Here is a 21,195-nt window from a genome sequence, read left to right as displayed (position 1 = left end):
TTTTTAAGATAAAGGATTCCTACAATATACAATGTGCGGTTCTAACTCTTCATGAGCTGCTTTTCTCCATATAGCAAATTCACCTGTTTTAAAGCCACGTATTTGACTAGGATGTATATGAAATTTATTAACGCTACGCATCGTACCTTTTTCTGCTTTCATATCAATTCGTTTTAGTGAGTGACCATACTTTTCAATTTGATAAGTAATGTCATCATCTTGGTATGTTCCCAATGTATTAATCATTTTTTCAATTGTATAATCATCATTTGACCAACCAAAAGCGTACGTATTACAGTTACCAATAATTTGTTCTACTAACCCTGCTTCAATTTTATTAATATCTGCAAGTGTCTGCGTAGCAATAATACATTCAAACCCTGCGCTACGTGATTTATTAATGGTATCTACAATATCAGGCGTGCCGTATTTAGCGAATTCATCATAAATTGATAATACTGGGTCTTCTTTTCTTCCGTAACGCTCACTAACCAAATAATTTATATCTAAAATTACAAGACGAGCTAATTTATTTAAGAAACGTTGATATTTCATCCCGTCCATTGAAAACAAAATCACTTCACGCTTTTCAGCTATTTCTACTAGATCAATTCCCCCCTCTTTTTCTTGGAAAAGTTCTCCTACTTCACTATCTAACAAGGTATATATTTGAGTTCTTAGTCCTTCTACACCAGCAAAAGCACTAAGTTTTTCTCCATACCTTCCAAAAAATTTATTTTCATACTCTTTTGCTCGTTCAGATGGTTCAGTAGTCTTAATTTCTTCTTCCACTTCAATTATTTCTTCACTTTTTGCATCATCTTCAAAAAATGCATCTTCTACAGCACTATCACTTTTCACTAACTCAACTTTCTTTTTTTTCTTCACTTTAGTAACTTTTTCTACTAGATCATTTTCTAAAACATTCCTTACAGCTTCTTCATCTAGGTATTTAGCAACCGTTTCTAAGTCCCTGTTAAAGTTATAATCATCAATAAACCCTATAATATTTTGAAGTAAATTTTCTGATTGGTTCATATAAAACTGTTCAGACCACTCTAAAATATTCATAAGTTTATCTTTGATAACTGTCTTATTTCCATTGCGGATAGGATTATAAGTTAAATTATTTGTATCGCTAAACACATGAAACTTAACTCCGTATTTATCACAAATGCCTTGTATATCATCTGCGGTTTTTACATCTCCCTTCCCATCAACAAAAATAACTGGTTTATTCCTTCTTAAAGCATCCTCTATATAGCCTAAAAGAAGTACCGTTTTCCCTCCACCGGTTGTTGCAACACAAAGCATATGTTGGTTGATTTCTCCGTTTTTCATGTTGTAGGGTTTCCCCAACTCATCTATCCCAATTAGAACATTTTCGTTGACTGGATTTTTACGCCATTTTTCTTGTAACTTATCGTTAATTGTATATTTTTTCTTCTTCACTTGTTGATATTTGTGAGAACTGCGTCTTTCTTCCTTTTCACTCTCTTTTGTTTTAATGATCTTTCCTCTCATATATCGTACAAACAGGTAAAAACCATATGCTCCAACCATACCCAAAGTAGTATATTGAAGCCAACTTACCCATGTAAATTCAAAAACTTTTCCCTTATTAAGCCACAATTCAAGTTTCGGAAGAAGATAGGGCGAAAATTTCAAATAAGCTAAATAGGGTCTTATACCAAATATTAATGTTAAAAGGATAAATCCCCCTCCACCCACACATGCGAACATCTTTAAAAATCTTTCGCTTTTTACCGCTGCAAACAGGGCGTAAATCAAAATTGAGAAGAGAAAGACAGGTAATAATACTGTTAGTGCTATAACAAGCCCTAGCACCTTTACAAGCTCCAAAATCGTTTGTTCTATTTCTTTATTAGCGTTATGATTTGTATTCACTTTTTAATCACCTTATCAATCGGGATAATTTTTAAATGTGTTGCATCCAAATATACATATCCCTCCTTTTGAACTGCATTTGAAATATAATGATTCGGAACCATGTATATAACTTTTTTATATACTCCTTTTTGTATTTCCATTTGATATCGTTTAAATTTCTTCTCATAACGAGCTTTAGATTTTGCATTTAGTTCAACTTCGTTCGCTGTTCTACTACCATCACTTTCTTCTATTACAAAATCAGGGAAATCTTGAGACACATGGCGTAATTTTTTAAAATCAACTATTCCATCAGGAAAATGATTATCAACATATTCCCTCCTCAACTCCCTTTCGGTAATAAAATTACAATCTATATTCCGATCTTGATAAATTTTTCTCGTTGCAATTAAACAATCATTAGTAGTCAGTGTGTGCTGTAATGTTGTATAACTAATTCTTGTATATCCTGCTAACTTTGAATCTAAATACACTGTACCAGCTTCTTTAATATAGAGAATTAAATGATTTCCAAACTTTACTTCTTCTATAAACTGTAAATCACTCAATCTAGCCTTTGAGGTATATATCGTTTTAAATGATATTTCACCTTTCAAATACTCAATTGTTTGTTGAATTGTAATAACACCGAACTTATTAATTAGTTCTAAAAGTAATTTTTGTTTTTTTGTCAGAATATCCGTTCTCATTAGATTTATCGCTCCTTATAATTCGTTAGAATCACCCCTTATTGTATCATTGTAAAAAACACCCCAAAAACAATTTATCGACAATTAATTTTTTATCAATGTTTCATCGCACTCACCACATTTAATAAAAATATTATCTTTTGTTGAGCGTACAATCAAATCACACTTAGAACATACCCATTTGAAAGAAGTAGGTCGTTTTTCTTCTTCGTCTTGTGCTGTGTCGTTTGCATCGTCATTTTCTACGGGATTTACAATATTTCTGCGGGCAATTATAAATGCTTCTCTTTTTATACCAAGTTTTGAAATTCTTTCTTTTGTTTCATCTGTTATTTTAGGAAACGCCCAACCAAGTTTTTTATCAGCTTTAGTATTAGGAAAATAAAAACCTCTACGTTCACATTCTGATTTAAAACGCTTATTATGATACGCACCATTTCTTGATGTATCTTGAACACCATTTAAAGCATTGTACAAATGCACCATCTCATGAAGCATAGTATCCATTGTTTCCATAAAATCATAATCAAGATATTCTGCTGAAATGTTCAGCTCATACTTTTTTATAGTTCCTTCTTTATCCCCCCACACTTCTTTACTAGAGCACCAGCCCATTGAATTCCTCTTACCACTTGATTGAATTGTTATCGCTGGCTCTAATAATTCATTATTAAAAAATTCTAGATTCAACTTTCTGAAAGCCACATGCAATTCATCAATAGCAACCTGAATATTAGACACTCATATCACCTTTTGAATAATAATATTCAATTTTAAAACCTTATTCCAATAATAATCCCTATATATTTTTTGAATAATAATACTCAATTTTTTCGTGATTTTTGAATATTATTATTCAACTTTTATTATATTTAAAAACCACTTTCAAACTTTCCCCTTTCCCTTTCCTTATAAAATTTACTATTATAAACAATCATTATTTATCCTCAACTTTTATTTTTTTACCACCACCTTTCTTTGCCCTTGACCTTTCTTTGCCCTTGACCTTTCTTTGCCCTTGACCTTTTCTTTGCCCTTGACCTTTTCTTTGCCCTTGACCTTGATCTTTCTTTTGACTTACCCCCACCCCACTCACTTCCACCATCTCTTTGCCCGTAGTGTATCCCTGACCACACACCCATAACTACGTGGAGGGTGTGTGGTCAGGGATTGAAACGAGCATAGCGAGTGAAAAACGGAGGGCTGTACTTCCCACCAATATTGAGTGGGGTGGGGGTAAATCGTGTTTTCTAGAATTACAATTCCATTGTAGTTTTATTGTAGTTATATTGTAATTTCAATTTACTATAACTATTCTGATTTGTCAAACATTTCTAAAAAGAATTTTTGATTTTTTTTACAATTAATCCTTATAATGTTATCTAGATATTTAAATTAATAATTCTTATGAACTTATAATTATTAATTTATAATCTCTATATTAGATTATATTGATTGTTTTTGTTAATCAAATAATCAATATGTACAACTGTTATAAACTCTATAATTTTCTTCAAATTGATTTCTATTACTTTCTTCCCCTTCTCTCCTATATAAATTAATGATCTCCATCTATATGTTAATCCTTTATTTCTCTTTATTATCTATATAAGTATAAAAACTATAATTTAGTCTTAAATCCAAAACTAAGTTTCTACTATAATAAGAAAGTTTAAAAATCCTTATACTCCATATAAATCTTTAAACTTTCTAACATTTTCCTAGAAAAATGTCTTGACTTTAGGTTTGTACGCTTTTTATACTGGCGATTATTCTGGACACGTGCGATGACGTTTTGGGCATAGAAACCCCTTGAAAATTTAACGAGGTTTTTACGCCCTTTCAACACTGGCTATTTACCCATTGTAGCCGATTGAGATTGGTTGCATTGACGACGAATAGTTATTACTAAGACTATCCGAATGTAGCTTATAGACTTACGTCCTACGGGGCATCTCCACGCCCGACCCCGTTCTCTTTCGAGTGATTCGCTACAAAACCCGCTTACCCTTGCGTGCTTACGCACTCCAAAGGTTTGCCGTGATACAGTGTCACAATCGCCGCTTACTAGTAAATGGTTAACTACAGTCGTACAATTGCGTCTTGTTTGAGCCTCCATTGTGTTTTAACGATCTTTGCCGCCTGTGTCTTGGTTATCATCACAGTTATGATTCTAAGAATCACTTAGGCTTGTTTTATGCAAGGCTTTTGCGTCTTTTACCTCGCTTACGTCAGACGGCTTAATGCAACGAAAGCCGATATCCGAATGTATTTTTGGCATGGGCTACATTACACCCTTTTTTTTATAGTGGTTAGCGTCCACTTGAGCGAAAACAAAAAAAGACCGTTACAAGCTAGTAGCCTGTAACGGTCTTGGAAAATGCAATTGAAATTAACTAGATACTTAAAAAAAATGTCAGTAAATGCATGACAAAATATACATCTACATACTTGAAAGTATCTAATAAAACTGTTATTATAACTTCATACTAATAACTAGTTAACTTGTTTGTGTTGCTTCCAACAACACAAACTTGCATTTCCAAGCTAGGTTGGCTAGCTTGATATATTTTCTAGAAGAAGCGTGCTTCCAACACGCTTCTTCTTTTTTTGTTTTCACGATTTATATTTAATTTTTATATTTATCTTTTAATCTCTAATTTTATGTACTTGTCATCAAGTTATTTCTAATAATACACCCTAGAAAAAAATTCGTCTAGTCATTAATTCAATATTATTCTCACTCAAATCCCCGTGTTTATAAGGGGTTATTTTGTTTACTTTTTGTATACTTTCTGTTGACTGATGTTTACTTTTTGTATACAATTGATTTAACGAAAGAAAATAATGGTAAAAACAAGGAGGAATTTAATAATGAATATTCGTTTTGATTCTATTGATATTGGTAATGACGCATTAAAAGGGTTCTTCAACGGATTAACCCCTGAGAATAAAGTATATATCCCTAACATCATTGCTGAGGTTGAAGAACGTACTATTGTAGAGTATGAAAAAAAGATTTTAAACGGGTTACATGTTGAAATCACTTCATCTGCCTTACAAACTAAAGGCGGTAAATATGTTGTTGGAGAACTTGCAACTAAATTTGAAGACAATAATGAGCTAACACACGAATCTGACAAATATAACAATGATCAATCTGTCATCCTCTTACTTACTGCTGTTGCTTACGATGCTGCATTAAATATTCAATCAACCGAAAACATTGTAGATGTATCTGTATATCTTTCTACAGGTTTACCACTTAGTGAAATCAAACATAAAAAAGATTTTAGAAAGAAATTGAAAAACAGTACTCATGAAGTGAAATTCTTACAAACTCCTAAACTGGAAGGTATCACTGTCAATATCACATTTAACGAAGTGCTAGTAAATCCTGAAGGATTCTCTGCATACGTAGACTTAATGATGAATCAAGATGGATCTGAACGAAATGTAGAACTGCAAGGAAAAGATATTATGATTAATGATATCGGTGGGTTATCAACTGATACTGCTATTATCATGGGTGATGGTTCAATAGATAACACCAACTCAAAAGGAATTCTGGAAGGGGTATCCCCATATCTTGATAAAATCATTGAACAGGTTGAAAGTGAGTATAAATACACTTTTAAAAGTCGCAAAGAATTAGTTGATATTTTAACAGACAAGGAAGAAAAAAATCACATTTATGTGAAATCAAACCGCACATCCATTGAAAATATTGTAAAACCAATACTTCATAAGTTAGCTGTAGCTGAGTATAAACACTTATCAAGAGTATGGGATAAAGTACCTTCAATTAGAACTTCTTATCAAATTGGTGGAGGTGCTTTAATTTTAAAGGATTACTTAAATGCTATTAATGAAGAAAAACATAAATTTGCCCTTCGTTACATTGATAATGCTGATGAAAGCATTTGGATGATCTCACGAGCTTACTTTAAAATTCTATCTACTTGGTGCGCTGCTAAAGGAATTGAAATGCCGACAGAAAAAGTAAAAGTAACTAATGAGTGATTAACATGAGTAAAAAAGCATTTAATCCTGGTGATGTATTAAGTTTAAGACTTCCAAATACATTGAGCGACAGAGATTTAGAAGGAATTAACCAATTAAAAGAAACATTAGGTCGAGACTTTAACAAAACCATAATTCCTATTTTGTTACAAGCGGTGAATGCCCATATAAGTACAACAGAGAAAGAAATCACTGTTCCATTACCTGAAAAATTGAATTCTGAACAAGAAAGTCAATTTAATCAGCCAATGGTTAAGCAACTTATAGGTCAATTATTATACCAATTAATATTAAATCCTTCTCAACCTTTAAACGTGACTACAAGCGAACAACAAGCTGCACCAATTGAGGAAAAACAAGATGTAAATGAAACAACTAACTTCAAGAATTCATTTGGCGCAAAATTCGTTGCTAATAATCTATTTGATGATGACGAGGACGACGATTAACCCCCTTTTAATAAGGGGGTTTTTCTTTAAAATAATCCAAATAACTTCTTTTTTTCTTTCTTTTTTTGTTCCTCTTTAATTTCTTTGATTAATTCAGTTTGAGCTGTTATATTTTCTTTTAAATTTGCATTTTCCATTTCTAACGATATCATGCGATTTAACATTTCATCTTGCTGCTTGATAATATGTTGATTTTGTTCACCTATTGTTGCTGCTTGTTGCTCCAATGTTACTTGTAATTCATGCAACCATGAACGATCAATAGACGTACTTTTTTCCATGGACGCATTGCGCTCACCGTGGACGCTAGGTGTCTGTGCTGCATCAATCTTAATAAATCTCTTTGCAATATCCTCTAAACATTGTTCCGCAGATATTCCTTGATCTAAAAGCCTTTTATATTCCCTAAGTATCCGATAATCTCTTTCAAAATATATCCGTTGACCTTTTTCATTCTTTTCAAACTCATAACCTTTGCTCTCAAATGCAATGGACCAACGGCGCAATGTAGAAGCCGTTAAATTTAAATCTTCACATACTTGTTTCGAAAAATAACCATAGTCGTTCATGAATGCGTTCAGCTCCTTTACACATTCTAAATACTAATTAAACATATTCTTCGTTAACAAAGACAGTCCTTTAAACGTGTTCATGAACATTTAAAAAGCGTTAATCAATTCCCCCAACCCCCTTTTCTAAAGGGGGCTCCCTCGCCGGTAGGCATCCCAAAAGGTGTGAACCTTTTGGGACAACAAGAGGGTTTTGGGATATGTACCATATCAACTCCTTAAATTCCTTCCACTTCGTTTCAGTCAAACATTTACCGTTGACATGCACCGTACATATTTTTCTTTTGTTTATGTAGTGAAGTTACTAAAATGAAAACAATAAAAAACCCTTTAACATCAACGGTTAAAGGGTTTTTTATTTTGTTGTCATATCCGTTGCAACAAGAGGCAATTATATTTCAGCGTATCGCATCTTGTAGCTATTACTATGAATGCTATATTCCACGAAATTATTACACATTTTTTTAGCATTTATTAAATTATATGCTTAATTTTTATAAATATTCCTTTTCTCAAAGTTTGAGAAATAGAAGTTTTGGACAAAGTATTAATAAAAACTAGTGAGGTGGATTAAATGCCTTGGTATCAAAAACCACGTTCAAAATTAGGAAGGTTTATAGATAAGCATGATTTAAAACAAAGAGATATTGCTAAAACTAGCGGTCTCCGAGAATCTACAATTAGCCGACTTGCTAATTTAAGTAGCGTATCACCCAGTATGAAAACGGCTAATAAGGTTCTTACCGCTTTGCGTAAACTAACAGGTAAAAACATTCATCACAACGATTTTTGGGCTTAAAAAGGCTACTCTTAAATGTAGTCTTTTTATGATTTAGTTGCCAAAAATCATGTTTTCGTGTAAATCAGTTGCAAATACTAAATAAATGCACCTATAGGACATCTTTAATTAAATACGTTTGTAAGTGTATATCATGCTTAATAGCATAGCTCTGTAATTTTTCTTCTCTATAATCAGATATTGTAAAAAATATTATAATAGGGGTTATATTTTGCTGCTCTTTGTAGATTTTAGTTATTAAACTGTAATAATATACTTTGTCTTCGTTTACCCTCATATTTTGCAAGCGATCTATTTCTATAAAATAAGGAATCTTATTTTTAGCATAGAAAGCATCGGGAATAATTTGTTTTTCTTCACCTTGATAGCTAAATTTTAATGATTGTTCTACCCGCCAATTCGGAAAATCAAGCCACATCCAAGCTTCGTTCCTTAGTAAAACGTGTTCCAAATGATGCTTTTTCTTTCGTTCTTTTGCATCTAACCCTAATAAAGCCAAGCCTTTCTTATTTAAATAATACACAAATTCTCGATTATATGTTGAAACGTGTACATACTTCCTTATATCCTTTAATATTCGATTAGCATTTCGTATACTTCCTAAGCTGTGAATTGCCTGTAGCTGTCGCCTTGTTGCAAATTCAAGTTTATTCAAACTCGATAAAATTTCGATGTGCCTTGCTTTCTGTTTCAACTTTTGATGTCTTTGCTTTAACACATTTCATCACCTCATATTTTTGCAATAAGCTCCACATACTCTTATCGCTTAAATACGGCACTTGTAGTTCATAAATACGATCTGTTTTAAATAAAGCTCTCCCAGCAATGGAAGGGAGTTCCTCCAATCCAGTTTCATCAATTGCCACTTGTGAAGCTACTGCGGTAGGTAGGCGAAATCCTATCTTACAATCTGCATTTTGCTTAATTTGACGTGGTAATGTGTCACTGGTTGGATATTGCGTACAAAACACTAATCTAAACCCTAAAGCCCCACCAACACGAGCAATTTCACTCAATAGATTCTGACACATATAAAGCATATCCTTTTGTTTTTTTGGCATTCCTTGCGACGGTGCTAAATTTGCCCCTTCATCTACAATTATAAAAAAACGATCTCTTATTGATGTATCAACTATATTTGTAAGATAAGATTGTTTCATGAGCTCTACTTGTTTTAACATCATTTCATGTATAGAAAATAGCATTTCAAGTGCTTCTGCTGGATTCTCTGCGACTTGCTTCACCTGCTCTAAATTTCGATACCTTCCAAATTCTAATCCTGCTTTTAAATCAATTATAAAAAAATGAACATTTTGGGTTTGCTGTAGAATCAAATTTGTCACAAGATTTTTTATTAAAACCGTTTTTCCATATCGTGTCATTCCTGCAATGGTCATATGAGGGACTTTATCAAAATCATGATACATACTTTCATCTAAGGTTTTACCAATCAAAACGCTCCAAGAACGGGGCTTCAAATTCATTTCATTCCAATCCCAATTCTTCGGTATATCTTGTTCAAATGCTTGAATACGTAACCAAGGAGATTCATACGTAACTTTAATAGGCTTATTTATCCCCTCTGCAATAACTTCATCCAGTTTTTTTATAAGTTGGCTAGGTATCCCGATAGGTAGCTTATACAAATACACCGTACTATTTTCACTAACTTCTTGTTTTATAAATCTTGGATATTCTAGACTATTATCTTTATGTTTTACACAAATATTTGCTATTTCGAAGAACCTTGAAATTTTTTTCTTGTCACTCATTTTGAATTTTTTACTAAATAATGCGCTCGCTAATAAAACCGTTGGAATTGTAAGAAGTTCAAACAATCTCCTGTACCTCCTTAGAGGTAGTTAAAGCCAATTAGTAGACGATTAATAGCTTGTAAATCGGTAGTATATCAATAGGCTTCAACTTCCAGATAAAATTCTAGGGTAGAAATATATCTAGTATATCAATTAGCACATACCACACCGAGCCAATAACCAAGCATTTGAGGCTTGCAACGAGTAACCATCTTGGAACATGAAATCCCTTTTTCTCTAATAACTTAATAGCTATTCCTACAGCTCCCGTTACTCCATACACAACAGCAAGTTCACCAAAAATGGTCATGTATTAAAACTCCTTTCTTTGAATTTTCATCTCGCCTACAGGATTTACGTATAGATCATAGTCCGTAAACATATCTCGCCATTTTAATAGGTGCTGGTCTTCTCCAAGGTCTGCTGCTAACTCCCTACTTAGCCAATAATAGCCTTTATACATACCTTGGTTATAAACTTCATGACGTATCATGTGATTTTGAATAGCTTCTAAATCTGTAGTTGAACGGGTTTGTTGATAAAGACCTCTTAAATGATTTGAGGAATACAAATAAGGCGTATCGTACAAATAACTGTATCTACTCATGTTATCACCTCGAAATTAGGCTTTTGACTTAACACGATTATTAAGTCTTTAACATAATATGAAAATGACGTGCTTTTTGAAATTTGTCCCATAAAATTAATTATAAAAAAGAAAAAACTCACCCTTTTGTGAGTGAGTTTAACTTTTAATTAATATGATAAATTTCAAATTTCTATAGTTTCCTTACAGATTTTTGCAATATATTTTAAAAAGTCGATTATGGGGTATTTCACTAAAGATTGATGCTGTGTAAAGCATATTCCCTCTTTTTTCATCAATATTATAAGGTGCTCTATATTGATTTCTTTTCGTTTAATTTTATTATAATTTTTGAATGCAATATGTCTCCATGCATAAGAAGAACACTGAAAGTAGCTATCACCATTTATACAGTGATTAAAAATTTTTTCAATCTTTTCTTTTCGCCTTTTCTCTTTTATGTGTTTTTCAAATGATTGCATATGCACCTCGCCACCTTTTGTTATAATTATTTAAAACCAATTACAACAATCTATACTTGTAATTAAATAAATTAATTTTTCGGCTCTCCGAACCATTTAACCATTGCTTCTCTTGTAATAATCCATTCTTTACGCTTTCCATGCGGAGGTAGAAAAAATTTAATTAACCCTCGTTCAATCATTATTTGTAGATCATCTGCTTGCTTTGAATTCAGCATAGAGGGACTATACTTATTCTTTAAAGTATCCCTTGTAATTCCCCATTTATAGGCTGCTTCTGCTGGTGTCATGTATTTTTCAATTTCATTCATTGTAACTACTCCTTTGGTTTATTAAATAAGAACAGGGAACAAGTACCCATTTACTTTTAAAATTTAAATTTATTTTCTAAAATTGCTAATTTGATAAGCTTTATTTTTATTTCCCTACTTAATGTAAGCCATTCTGGTGTATTGATTTTCATTTATATCTCTCCTTTAATTATGTTATAATAGGAGAAGGGAATGGATCAGATTCCCTTCTAGTCATTCGTTTTATCGGCGGATGGCTTTTTCATTTTTAAAGCATCTATTTGCAACTCCTTTAAAAATATCATCTATAGATAAACCTCTTTCTAACACACCTTCTAAGTGTTCATAGGACATTTTACAAATTGTTTTTAATGCTATTAATTTGAATTTTTGTTCCGGTGTAAACTTATCAAATTCTTTTTCCGCTTTCTTTTCATTAAAATCAATTACTTCCGCAAGTGGTTTTATCTCTTCCAGTTCCTCTTGTATTTCAATTAAAGGAGCCTTATTTAAACCTTTCATATCTTCTTCAGCCTGTATCATTTTCCTTTGATATGTCCAGTCATTTATATTTAAATCCTCAAACATTTCTTTTGCATGCTCCTGAATTGTTTGTTTATATTCTGATGATAATGAGCGATTTGCAAATATATAATCAGCACCATTATATATCTTCCCTTTATATTCATAACCAGTTGTTACTTTCATATCTTGCATGCTGTCAAAAGAGCAAGAATTAAACTTTTCGGTCACTCTTTCAACCTCTTCTTGCATCGGTCCATCTTGCCAATTAACATCTACTGAAGAACCCCCACTATAACTACTTGATCGTACTGAAAACTTAACTTCTGGAAATGCTTTTTTTAACTCCTTTCTAATTTTTTTTGCTGTTTCAGTTGCTCTTTCAATAATTTTTTCCATCATTTCATTTCCCCTTTCGCTATTAGTTATCCTTACAAGTCTATTATCTCATAAATCTAACATCCTTACAAGTCTATTTTGTATTTTTCAGACAATTATTCCGATTAATTTTTCATTATTTTTAACTATTAGCTACCGTCATTATAATAAATTTTTCTCCTATTTCCGTTGAATCAAAATGCTTAAAAAAACAGCGGTGACCACTTATAAAAAGAGGTGGACTACATATAGTGCATGTCAACGGTAAATGTCTGACTGAAACGAAGTGAAAGGAATTTAAGGAGTTGATATGGTACATATCCCAAAACCCTCTTGTTGCCCCAAAAGGTTCACACCTTTTGGGCTGCCTACCGGCGAGGGAGCCCCCTTTAGAAAAGGGGGTTGGGGGAATTGATCGGTTTCATCTTTTGAATATGAATACTTAAATATGGATTGAACGCCAAATAAAAAAAGAATTCTTTTAAAAGAATTCTTTTTTCTATTTCATTTACCAAGCATCACCATGTGAATATTGTATGATATCCTTTGAAGAAGAATTAGTAACCTTTTGAGCGCCTTGTGTTTCAAGTGACGAATTGTTTAATCCACCCAATAAAATTATTGTGAGTGCAACAGTTCCGAACAATAGTCTTTTCATTTCAAAGCTCCTTTCTTAAATGCTTCTTCTCTTTCTTTATGAGCTAGGTAAAAATATTCACCAGCTTTTACACTATTACCACTCTCATAAAATTGAACAGCTAGTGTATTTGAATATTCTAGAACATATTCCCACAAACCTTCTTCCTCGAAAAAGCTAAAACGTTCTACAATAATCTTTTCTAATTCTTCGGCTGTTACTTTTTGATTTATTGCTTTTAAGATTATAAAGTGATGTTGATATTCTTCTTGATCTAATTGCTTACAAACATTCATCCCTTTTTCAATTAAATCTGATGCAATCCTTGTTTCACCTAATTTAGAGTATTCTCTAGCTTCTAGGAAAATTGCTCTAAAATGATTTGGAATTCCTTTTGATACTTCAGATAAATAACGAATTGCCAATTTAGAAAGATTTTGTTCCGCATACATAAGCCCTAAATTATGCCGAATCCTTAAAATGAAACTTTCTTCATTTTTCATATTTCGTTTTTGTAGGATATTCATTGCGGATGTAAAATGCATTTCAGCATGTTCAAATTGTTTTATTTGTAAACAAACAAGTCCTAATACATTATAACAACTAGCTATTTTAAATTCGTGTCCAAAGTGTTTAGAGAATATATCCTTTGCTTTAGGTGCACATTCAATAACCGAAAGGGGTTGATGAATATAATAACAAAATAGTGAATACTTAGAATAAAATTCTGCCCCTTCTAATTCATCAGGAGCATATTTTAAAAGGATTTCAGCTTTCTCATAAAGTCCTTTAGCTTTTTTATAATTTCCAAGTGAAGTTTCATGAGAAGCTCTAAAAAAGTAATAATAATACTCCATTAAGCTGTCTTTAGGAATATCAAAAGATTGAATCTCATTCATATCTACAGAAATTGTCTTATCAATCTCTGTATATCTGTATCTTAAAAGTGAATAGTACAGTATTAAATTTTGATCTTCTATATTTTTAATTTTAACTTCAAGTTCTTTTTCTAGTTCTTTTGTTCTTTCAACATTTTGCATGCGCATTTCACGATACCACTCATCAAGAAGTGACTTTACATGCTCTTTTGTAATCACTTGTACATTCATATACCCCTTCTCCTTTTTCTGTAAATTACTAACATAATAACAAAAATAACGCTGTAATACATTCAATATTCAAAATATTTAACCGAAAAAATATTTCTCAATAAAATAACCTTACTAATTAAGCAAGGTTATTTACTATGTTATATTGTTATGATCTCATTTTGAAAAAGTTATTTAACTTGTAATCACTTCAAGTTCTTTCTTCTTTTTCTCTAATTCATTTTGTGAATTTAGTTGTATTCTAAAGAATTCTTTTTGTACTTCGCTTGTAAAATCTGCATCAATTATTGAATCCTTTAAAGAGAAAACTTCACGCTCTTTATTACAAAAACGAAGAGTAAAAGTTTTTCTTATCTTCTCCAAATAGCTAATCGTATGTAACTCTAGGGTGATATATTCAACACTTGAATATGGTAAAAGTGTTACTTTATCGTAATCATCATTATCACGACTTGTTGTAGTCCTTCTTTCATGGATTTCAATTTGGTTGGAAAACCAAATAGTATACCTTTTCAGTCTAAAAAGTTCATTATGGTTATTATAATCTTTACCAATAATATGAAATCCTTTAGATTTTTCGCTTCCTACCCATTCCAATTCAACAGCCTTCGTTGAAACACTCATCGAATTAGCTCCCTTCACTTCACAAATTATATTTTCCCGTTTGTAATAGCTCTATGGTGCTTTTTAGCTCTCGATTACTTGATGTCACATATAGTCTTGTTGTATCCAAATCATCATGTCCAGCTAAATCTGCTACTTGTGTTAAAGTAGCACCACGCTCTAATAAATCATGACAAAATGTGTGTCTAAGCGTATGAGGTGTTAATTCATTTAATCCTGTGTTTTTTCTAATTGTTTCAAATAAATTATTGATTCCTGAAATGCTTAACTTCCCGCCTTTTTGTGATGTGAAAAGATAGTCTGTTTCTACATCATTTTTTTCATTTCTGACAGCTATCCATTTAGATATTAAAGCTTGTAAATCAGTAATTAAAGGGATACTTCTTGCTTTTCCGCCTTTTCCATTACGAACAAAAATGTATCCTTTTTCAATGTCATCTAATTTAAGCGCAACCACTTCGCTTCTTCTTAATCCAGCCAATAGCATTACATTTACAATTGCTAAATTTCTATAATACCTCCATTCGTTTTTGTGAAGGCTTTTTTCATCTTCTATAAAATTCAATAATCGGTTCTTTTCGATACGATCTAACCACTTAGGCTCTGGTTTATTTTGTACCTTTATTTGCTTTATTTTTGATGCTGGATTGTTTGAAATCAGTTTAATATCTTCTAAAAAGAAAAAAAACGAGCGGATAGCTTCAATTTTACTATTTACTGTACTAATTTTCAGCCTATTTCCGCCCTTTGTTTTTGCATTATTTATCAAGAATGATTTCCAATCTTGAATTTCCAACGTACTTACAATACTAGGATTCTCTTTTATAGATTTTCCTGTTGTCTCTTCAAACCAAATAGAAAAGTCTTTTAAATCACCTGTATATTTTTTTATAGTGTTTTCACTTTTATCTTGTTGTTTTAACCACTGAATGTACTGTTCCATAAAATCACCGTTAACTTTCACATAAATTCGCTTGATACTATTGTTTTTAATTGAAATGGTCATGCATTAATAAATAAACAAGGTCATGAATATACTCTCTAAAATCTGTAGATATATTCATTGCTAAAAGAAGACATATCCAAAAGGCAATTACAAAAAACTTCCCGAAATTCCTCATCGTAAACATTGAGGGATTTTTTGTTTGTTTCTCATTCATTAAAAACACCTTCTTTTTTAGTTTAACTTTGCTGTTTCTCTCGATAAACAACTGGTTTATCTTCATGAACTTTTACATGTTGATTGACCTGTCTTGAATGAGTTAACAATAAAATTAAACGAGAACAAAAACCAAATGCTGATAAAAATAGAAGGATAGAAACAAATACACCTAATGTTATTATCCCAAGTGTTGATGTGAATTTTATAACTTGAGTTAAATTACTAAAGCCCATAATAATATATACCAAGCAATACATAAGAGCTACAAATGGTAATACAAATACAGTTAACTTAAAAGCAGATTTTAGTAATTCAGAAGAAAATACATCCATCCTTAATTCTTTTAATGCACAGATAAGATTTTTGTACATACTATAATTTTTTTTCATTATAAGATTTTTACACCTGCACTTTCATATCTGTAAATTTAATTTGTCTAAATAAAATACCTTTGGATTGCAACACTATTTTCATCTTGTCTAATGCTTCAATAATGTATTTTGCATTATCTTGTCTAATGGATTCTTTTCCTAATGCTTTCAGTAAATAACTATCTTCAGCAACACTATAACACCAGCCAAACATATCTTTTAATTCTTCTTTATAATTATCCCAACACACAATATCAACGAATCTTGGCATATACTCATCTTCTCGTATCAACTCTATATAAGATTCTATCCAAAGAAATGCCCTATAGCCATCTCCTGAGTAATGTAAATTACAAGAAGAGAAATCTGTACTTCCGAAGTGGTTATTATTAACGTAAAATCTTTTATATTCTTTATATAAATCGTGTACAAACAAAACTATTCCTGCACTAGGTGAAAGAGATACACTTAAATTAAATTTCCAATGATCTAAAATTGATTCCTTAGAATTATTTTTCATATAGCTATTCCCTCACTTTTAATTATTTTCTTGTTTTATATCTTCATCTGTATATCCAAAGTGATGCTTAAGTACATATTCTTCGCCATAATTCAAACGATCACTTTCAATTTGTGCATTTAACATATCATTGTGTTGTTCCGCTATTTCCTCGGTTTGTCTAAGTAATCCCTTTACTTCTTTATCTAAATTTTCTCTGCTCACTTTTTGGAAACCGTGCTTTCCTTGGCAAAATTCACAAACACAATAAAATGTAAACGGTTCTCCATTTGGGATATAAACTAACCATTCTTCCAGAACATCATAATCAGGGGTGAAATCTCTATTCTGACAAAAGTTACAAATGGGTATACCTGCTGTATTCATCCAAGCTTCGCCTATCCAATACGGTTCTTCTCCATCTTTTTCAAATTTAAAAGATTCCCAAAAAAACACACCTGTAAAATTAAAATTTGTATCACTGCAATTTTCACAGCTATCAGGTTCTTTGTTCGGTGGATACATATTTTTTTCTTCTCCACAATCTACACAAACATATCCAGCATACATCTTTATTTCAGGTGAGTATTTAAGCATTTTATTTATTCCTCCTAAAAAATACTTTTGAGTTTTACTACATAACGCCTTGGTATGATTCATTTTTAAATTTTCTTATCCTCAATTCTTACTTTTCCTTTTGATTGGCTGAATACTGTCTATAAATCTTGAAAACAAAAACTAATATTAAAATACAAATGGGAAATATCAGATAAAATTCTGTTGGAATCCAATCAATCTTTGGAACTGTTATTAACGGTTGCATAACTACCTCCAGTATCTTGTTTATTTTTGAATAGTCAGAAAAATTATTTTAAAAATAAAATGATTGGTTTATCTAATTACTTGATTATTAGTCTTCATCTTTTACCGTATTATGTTCTGTTTTCTTGATTTAATTTTACTGCATTATGTTCTGTTTTTCAAGTGATTTTTATCATATAACAGAACATAATTCATATTATGTTCTGTTTTCTTGATATAAAATAGTTGAATATTAATATTCAATAGTAATAACTCTGCTGAATCTTCCTTTTTTCCGTTAAAGCTTACAGGACACCCAATGTTGAATGTTTTTGATTTCGAATGCTACAACACTATAAATGCACTTAAAACCTCTTAAAACAAAATCTGAAAGTCCGTTTTTAAATAAGTTACAAAAAAAACGCTTACCTCTTGGTAAGCATTTTTTTAATAGGGTAAATTATCTTAATTCCATTTTATCACAATTTTACTTTTTTTTGTAGAATGAATACTTTCCATTCTCGTAATCATATACCATTTGTTTAATCATATACACCGTAAATATTGGGATCACAATGATAAATATAGGAATTAGTATTAATTGTGCAATCAATACATCATCTAACCATTGTTTTGTGATATATATTACAACAGCACTTAAAAGTAATAACCTTAAACCGTATTCGTCATATTTTCCCTTTTCGAGCTTCTCTTGCTGAAATTTATATTTCTTAAATAATACGACTGTCACAATACCGATGATTAGCCAAATGCTAATACTTATCACTTTTTAGTCTCCTTTACTTATTAATTCATTATAATTCTCTCCTTTATTATATGAATTTTGCATTTGAATTATATTTTTCATTACCTCGTATAGCCTTTATCATTCAGTTCTTGCTGTATTTTGATATCGTCTATTATCCATCTATCTTTATTACTATCATAAATCAACTGTAAATCTAATAAAATTTGTGTTTTGCTGGTAATACCATTTACAGTCATGTCATACCAAACCCTTGCAAATACATTTGATTTCATATCATCTACAGGTGTGTAATAAATTTGAGCTTTATCTAACTTAGAAATAATGGTTTTATCAGTTTCTGTCTTGGATACATTATCAGGATTTTCTCCCGCTGGCGAAACCATTTTTCTTGCATTCTCTGTAACAAATGGTTTTATTTTAGTCCATCCACGCTCTGCCTTTGATGTATCATAAGTAAAAAATGCTTGTAAAAATTCTTCTGTATCAAACTTTACTTTTTCCTCTCTTTTATCCCCTGTTGCCTTCACTTTTGCTTTTAACATGCTGTTTTCTTTCTTTATTTCTCGATTTTCGTTAACCATCTTTTTGTTTTTTTCTACATATTCGCTCTGCTTTTTATAAGAGAAAAAACTAAAAATTGATAATCCCATTACAATTATTATTAATACAGTTATAACTGCAACATCCTTTTTCAAGAAACAACCCCCTTTTATTATAATCTCCCAAACCCTGCTATATGTTGCTGCCAATACGGTAAATTTAAATCCGCATAGTCAAGTGGATCACCAGCATGATACATTCTCATATTCCCCTGATAGATGCCTACATGTGTAATGTATGTTCCTGAATTATACGTCCCGTGGAAAAAGACTAAATCTCCGGGCTTTGCTTCTGCTGCTGAAACACGTTTTGTTTGATTCCATTGCATTTGTGCGGTTCGATCTAATTGCACACCTGCCGTTCGAAATGTCCATTGAGTTAATCCACTGCAATCAAAACTTGTATTTGGACTTGCTCCGCCAAATACATATTTATAACCTTTATATTTTAAAGCTTCAGTCATTACCTTTTGGAAAAATTCATCACCACCAACAGGTGCACCACCTCCTGCTTGGTAATGCTTTAAAACCTTCTCAACATAGGTGTAATCGCCATAACAAAAGGGGGTTCTGAAGCCACAATTAGTACGTCCATTTGCCATCATTAGAGCGAAACTTTTTGCAAGTTCTAGTGTATATTCTCCACCATTTTTATTTATATAATTTAAAAATCCAGGACCGAAATTATAAGTTTGTAAAGCTAGTTTAATTCTATTGATATCACTAGGGCTCTGAACCCCTGCAATTTGAATAGAATGTTTAAATTCCTGAACACCACACCAAATACTATAATCTGGATCGCTTATTCCATTCTGGACTTTTGGGTACTTCGTGTTAAAAGCCCCCTCGGCTGATTGCATAACGTCTAATAATTTTCCTCCGCTTTCTTGTTGAATAAGTGCTAACATGAGTGGAACATACCCTTCAACACCAAATTCTTGTGCGTATTTTCTAACCATCGGTTCCCATTTAAGTACATCAGGGTCTACACTTGCTGTTCCTATTCCTCCTTGTGGAAGCGTAATATCCATTCCCCCTTTATTTTGGAATGGTACAAAACTACCGACTGTTAAAAGTAAGGTGATTGGAATTCCTATCAAAAGAAATGGGAGTAACTTTTTAAGAATACTCCCGACAGGATTTAATTTTGCTAATGCCTCCTTCATTATTTTTTATCTCCCCTTTTTTTTGTAGAATTGTTCGTTGGCGATACAGAATTCATATTATTTTTTTCATTTCTTGACAAAATAGATGGGCGAGATGTTACTAAATCTGTTGCTTGATTTTTCTTTTGATTATTAACCTTCATTCCGCCTACAGTATTTATCTGTTGTGGTTGAGCTGCTATTGTTCTATTTACAACCGTTGGCTTTTGCACTCTTACATCGTTCATACGTGGTGTATTTACTATCTTTCCTGCTGATCTTGATACTTGTGTTATTGCTGGTTTTTCTCCCGTTGTACTTATACGTGATGCTGCTCTTGTTGCTACATTATTTCTTCCTGTTGGTCTTGATGCTTGCTGTGTAACTGTTGGTCTTGCTCCCGTTGTACTTATACGTGATGCTGCTCTTGTTTCTGCATTATTTCTTCCTGTTGGTCTTGATGTTTGCTGTGTAACCGCTGGTCTTGCTCCTGTTGTGTTTGCACGTGATGCTGCCACCGTTCTTCCTGTTGGTCTTGATGCTTGCTGTGTAACCGCTGGTCTTGCTCCCGTTGTGTTTGCACGTGATGCTGCTCTTGTTGCTGCATTATTTCTTCCCATCGGTACCATTCTTGAATTATTAGTATTTGGTAGACCTTTTTCACCGTTCATTGCTGCTATTTGAGATGTAACTCTTGTTGCTGTATTTTCTCTTTTATTTGGCATCATTCGAGATGAATTCCCCTGTGACTGACCTGCTGAATTCATTCTTGTTGCTGCCCTTGTTGCTGCATTATTTCTTCCCGACATTATGCGTGATGTAGCTGCTCCTGCTACACTACCAACTACCGCACCTTGCGCTATTCTTGATGTGCTACCTACTGCCGATACACCTTGCTGTGCTATTCGGGATGGATTCCCTCCCTCTACTGCACCCTGTGCCATTCTCGATGTACTACCTACCGCCG

25 protein-coding genes are annotated in these 21,195 nt (G+C 32.2%); 3 read left to right on the top strand and 22 right to left on the bottom strand.

Annotation, left to right across the window (positions count from 1 at the left end; genetic code table 11):
• Nucleotides 1–3: 3 nt before the first annotated feature.
• From JDS99_RS26640 to JDS99_RS26625, 4 genes are all read right to left on the bottom strand, one after another.
• Entirely contained in the window at nucleotides 4–1,908 is a 1,905-nt protein-coding gene (locus JDS99_RS26640; protein WP_199696033.1) for a TraM recognition domain-containing protein, read from the bottom strand.
• Nucleotides 1,905–2,600 (bottom strand): hypothetical protein, encoded by a 696-nt coding sequence (locus JDS99_RS26635; protein WP_199696032.1) that lies wholly within the window; start codon nucleotides 2,598–2,600, stop codon nucleotides 1,905–1,907. The genes JDS99_RS26640 and JDS99_RS26635 overlap by 4 nt, the downstream gene beginning before the upstream one ends.
• 84 nt (nucleotides 2,601–2,684) lie before the next feature.
• On the bottom strand, nucleotides 2,685–3,341 hold the full coding sequence (locus tag JDS99_RS26630) for a SprT-like domain-containing protein (RefSeq protein ID WP_199696031.1): 657 nt from the start codon (nucleotides 3,339–3,341) through the stop codon (nucleotides 2,685–2,687).
• A gap of 196 nt (nucleotides 3,342–3,537) precedes the next feature.
• Nucleotides 3,538–3,705, bottom strand: a complete 168-nt coding sequence (locus tag JDS99_RS26625) for a hypothetical protein (protein WP_199696030.1) — start codon at nucleotides 3,703–3,705, stop codon at nucleotides 3,538–3,540.
• A gap of 1,769 nt (nucleotides 3,706–5,474) precedes the next feature.
• On the opposite strand from JDS99_RS26625, the gene JDS99_RS26620 reads away from it, so the two are divergent.
• Together JDS99_RS26620 and JDS99_RS26615 are read left to right on the top strand one after the other, a co-directional pair.
• The gene (locus JDS99_RS26620; RefSeq protein WP_199696029.1) at nucleotides 5,475–6,623 is read left to right on the top strand and encodes a ParM/StbA family protein; all 1,149 of its coding nucleotides are present in this window, start codon (nucleotides 5,475–5,477) and stop codon (nucleotides 6,621–6,623) included.
• Between the two features lie 5 nt (nucleotides 6,624–6,628).
• A complete protein-coding gene (locus JDS99_RS26615) occupies nucleotides 6,629–7,072 on the top strand; it encodes a hypothetical protein (protein WP_199696028.1) in 444 nt (147 codons plus the stop codon).
• Nucleotides 7,073–7,098: 26 nt separating this feature from the next.
• Here the strand turns inward: JDS99_RS26615 and JDS99_RS26610 are convergent, their stop codons facing one another.
• Nucleotides 7,099–7,641 (bottom strand): MerR family transcriptional regulator, encoded by a 543-nt coding sequence (locus tag JDS99_RS26610; RefSeq protein ID WP_199696027.1) that lies wholly within the window; start codon nucleotides 7,639–7,641, stop codon nucleotides 7,099–7,101.
• Between the two features lie 574 nt (nucleotides 7,642–8,215).
• On the opposite strand from JDS99_RS26610, the gene JDS99_RS26605 reads away from it, so the two are divergent.
• The gene (locus JDS99_RS26605) at nucleotides 8,216–8,440 is read left to right on the top strand and encodes a helix-turn-helix domain-containing protein (RefSeq protein WP_001145963.1); all 225 of its coding nucleotides are present in this window, start codon (nucleotides 8,216–8,218) and stop codon (nucleotides 8,438–8,440) included.
• Between the two features lie 91 nt (nucleotides 8,441–8,531).
• Here the strand turns inward: JDS99_RS26605 and JDS99_RS26600 are convergent, their stop codons facing one another.
• The 17 genes from JDS99_RS26600 to JDS99_RS26520 all read right to left on the bottom strand — a co-directional run.
• Complete coding sequence (locus tag JDS99_RS26600) at nucleotides 8,532–9,158, bottom strand: replication-relaxation family protein (RefSeq protein ID WP_000917791.1); 627 nt, start codon at nucleotides 9,156–9,158, stop codon at nucleotides 8,532–8,534.
• Entirely contained in the window at nucleotides 9,088–10,278 is a 1,191-nt protein-coding gene (locus tag JDS99_RS26595; protein ID WP_000462443.1) for an FtsK/SpoIIIE domain-containing protein, read from the bottom strand. The genes JDS99_RS26600 and JDS99_RS26595 overlap by 71 nt, the downstream gene beginning before the upstream one ends.
• Before the next feature lie 100 nt (nucleotides 10,279–10,378).
• Entirely contained in the window at nucleotides 10,379–10,564 is a 186-nt protein-coding gene (locus JDS99_RS26590) for a hypothetical protein (RefSeq protein WP_000151775.1), read from the bottom strand.
• Nucleotides 10,565–10,567: 3 nt separating this feature from the next.
• Complete coding sequence (locus tag JDS99_RS26585) at nucleotides 10,568–10,861, bottom strand: hypothetical protein (RefSeq protein WP_000092753.1); 294 nt, start codon at nucleotides 10,859–10,861, stop codon at nucleotides 10,568–10,570.
• A 164-nt stretch (nucleotides 10,862–11,025) separates the two neighbouring features.
• The gene (locus tag JDS99_RS26580) at nucleotides 11,026–11,322 is read right to left on the bottom strand and encodes a hypothetical protein (RefSeq protein WP_001190432.1); all 297 of its coding nucleotides are present in this window, start codon (nucleotides 11,320–11,322) and stop codon (nucleotides 11,026–11,028) included.
• 71 nt (nucleotides 11,323–11,393) lie between these two features.
• A complete protein-coding gene (locus tag JDS99_RS26575; protein WP_001002327.1) occupies nucleotides 11,394–11,633 on the bottom strand; it encodes a helix-turn-helix domain-containing protein in 240 nt (79 codons plus the stop codon).
• A 222-nt stretch (nucleotides 11,634–11,855) separates the two neighbouring features.
• Nucleotides 11,856–12,533, bottom strand: coding sequence for an LPD29 domain-containing protein (locus JDS99_RS26570; protein ID WP_199696026.1), 678 nt, complete (start codon nucleotides 12,531–12,533; stop codon nucleotides 11,856–11,858).
• Between the two features lie 633 nt (nucleotides 12,534–13,166).
• Complete coding sequence (locus JDS99_RS26565; RefSeq protein WP_001102788.1) at nucleotides 13,167–14,258, bottom strand: response regulator aspartate phosphatase; 1,092 nt, start codon at nucleotides 14,256–14,258, stop codon at nucleotides 13,167–13,169.
• A gap of 174 nt (nucleotides 14,259–14,432) precedes the next feature.
• Nucleotides 14,433–14,882 (bottom strand): hypothetical protein, encoded by a 450-nt coding sequence (locus JDS99_RS26560; protein ID WP_000116922.1) that lies wholly within the window; start codon nucleotides 14,880–14,882, stop codon nucleotides 14,433–14,435.
• A gap of 19 nt (nucleotides 14,883–14,901) precedes the next feature.
• Nucleotides 14,902–15,825 carry a tyrosine-type recombinase/integrase gene (locus JDS99_RS26555; protein WP_242475760.1) on the bottom strand — a complete coding sequence of 308 codons (924 nt, stop codon included), beginning with the start codon at nucleotides 15,823–15,825 and terminating at the stop codon, nucleotides 14,902–14,904.
• A gap of 239 nt (nucleotides 15,826–16,064) precedes the next feature.
• Nucleotides 16,065–16,376, bottom strand: coding sequence for a hypothetical protein (locus tag JDS99_RS26550; protein ID WP_142318616.1), 312 nt, complete (start codon nucleotides 16,374–16,376; stop codon nucleotides 16,065–16,067).
• 67 nt (nucleotides 16,377–16,443) lie between these two features.
• On the bottom strand, nucleotides 16,444–16,935 hold the full coding sequence (locus tag JDS99_RS26545) for a hypothetical protein (RefSeq protein WP_000794840.1): 492 nt from the start codon (nucleotides 16,933–16,935) through the stop codon (nucleotides 16,444–16,446).
• Nucleotides 16,936–16,953: 18 nt separating this feature from the next.
• Nucleotides 16,954–17,574, bottom strand: a complete 621-nt coding sequence (locus JDS99_RS26540; protein ID WP_157255596.1) for a hypothetical protein — start codon at nucleotides 17,572–17,574, stop codon at nucleotides 16,954–16,956.
• A 628-nt stretch (nucleotides 17,575–18,202) separates the two neighbouring features.
• Entirely contained in the window at nucleotides 18,203–18,502 is a 300-nt protein-coding gene (locus JDS99_RS26535) for a hypothetical protein (RefSeq protein ID WP_098814846.1), read from the bottom strand.
• 80 nt (nucleotides 18,503–18,582) lie between these two features.
• Nucleotides 18,583–19,179 (bottom strand): hypothetical protein, encoded by a 597-nt coding sequence (locus JDS99_RS26530; RefSeq protein WP_199696024.1) that lies wholly within the window; start codon nucleotides 19,177–19,179, stop codon nucleotides 18,583–18,585.
• 17 nt (nucleotides 19,180–19,196) lie between these two features.
• Nucleotides 19,197–20,249, bottom strand: coding sequence for a bifunctional lytic transglycosylase/C40 family peptidase (locus JDS99_RS26525; protein ID WP_199696023.1), 1,053 nt, complete (start codon nucleotides 20,247–20,249; stop codon nucleotides 19,197–19,199).
• Nucleotides 20,249–21,195: hypothetical protein (locus JDS99_RS26520; RefSeq protein WP_199696022.1), on the bottom strand; the 947-nt coding region annotated here is incomplete at its 5' end. The genes JDS99_RS26520 and JDS99_RS26525, both read right to left, overlap by 1 nt.

The sequence above is a fragment of the Bacillus cereus group sp. N6 genome, from assembly GCF_016483705.1.
GTDB classification, from domain to species: Bacteria; Bacillota; Bacilli; order Bacillales; family Bacillaceae_G; genus Bacillus_A; species Bacillus_A wiedmannii.
Note: the sequence above shows the minus strand (reverse complement) of the source record. Positions and strands in the feature narration are given on the sequence as shown.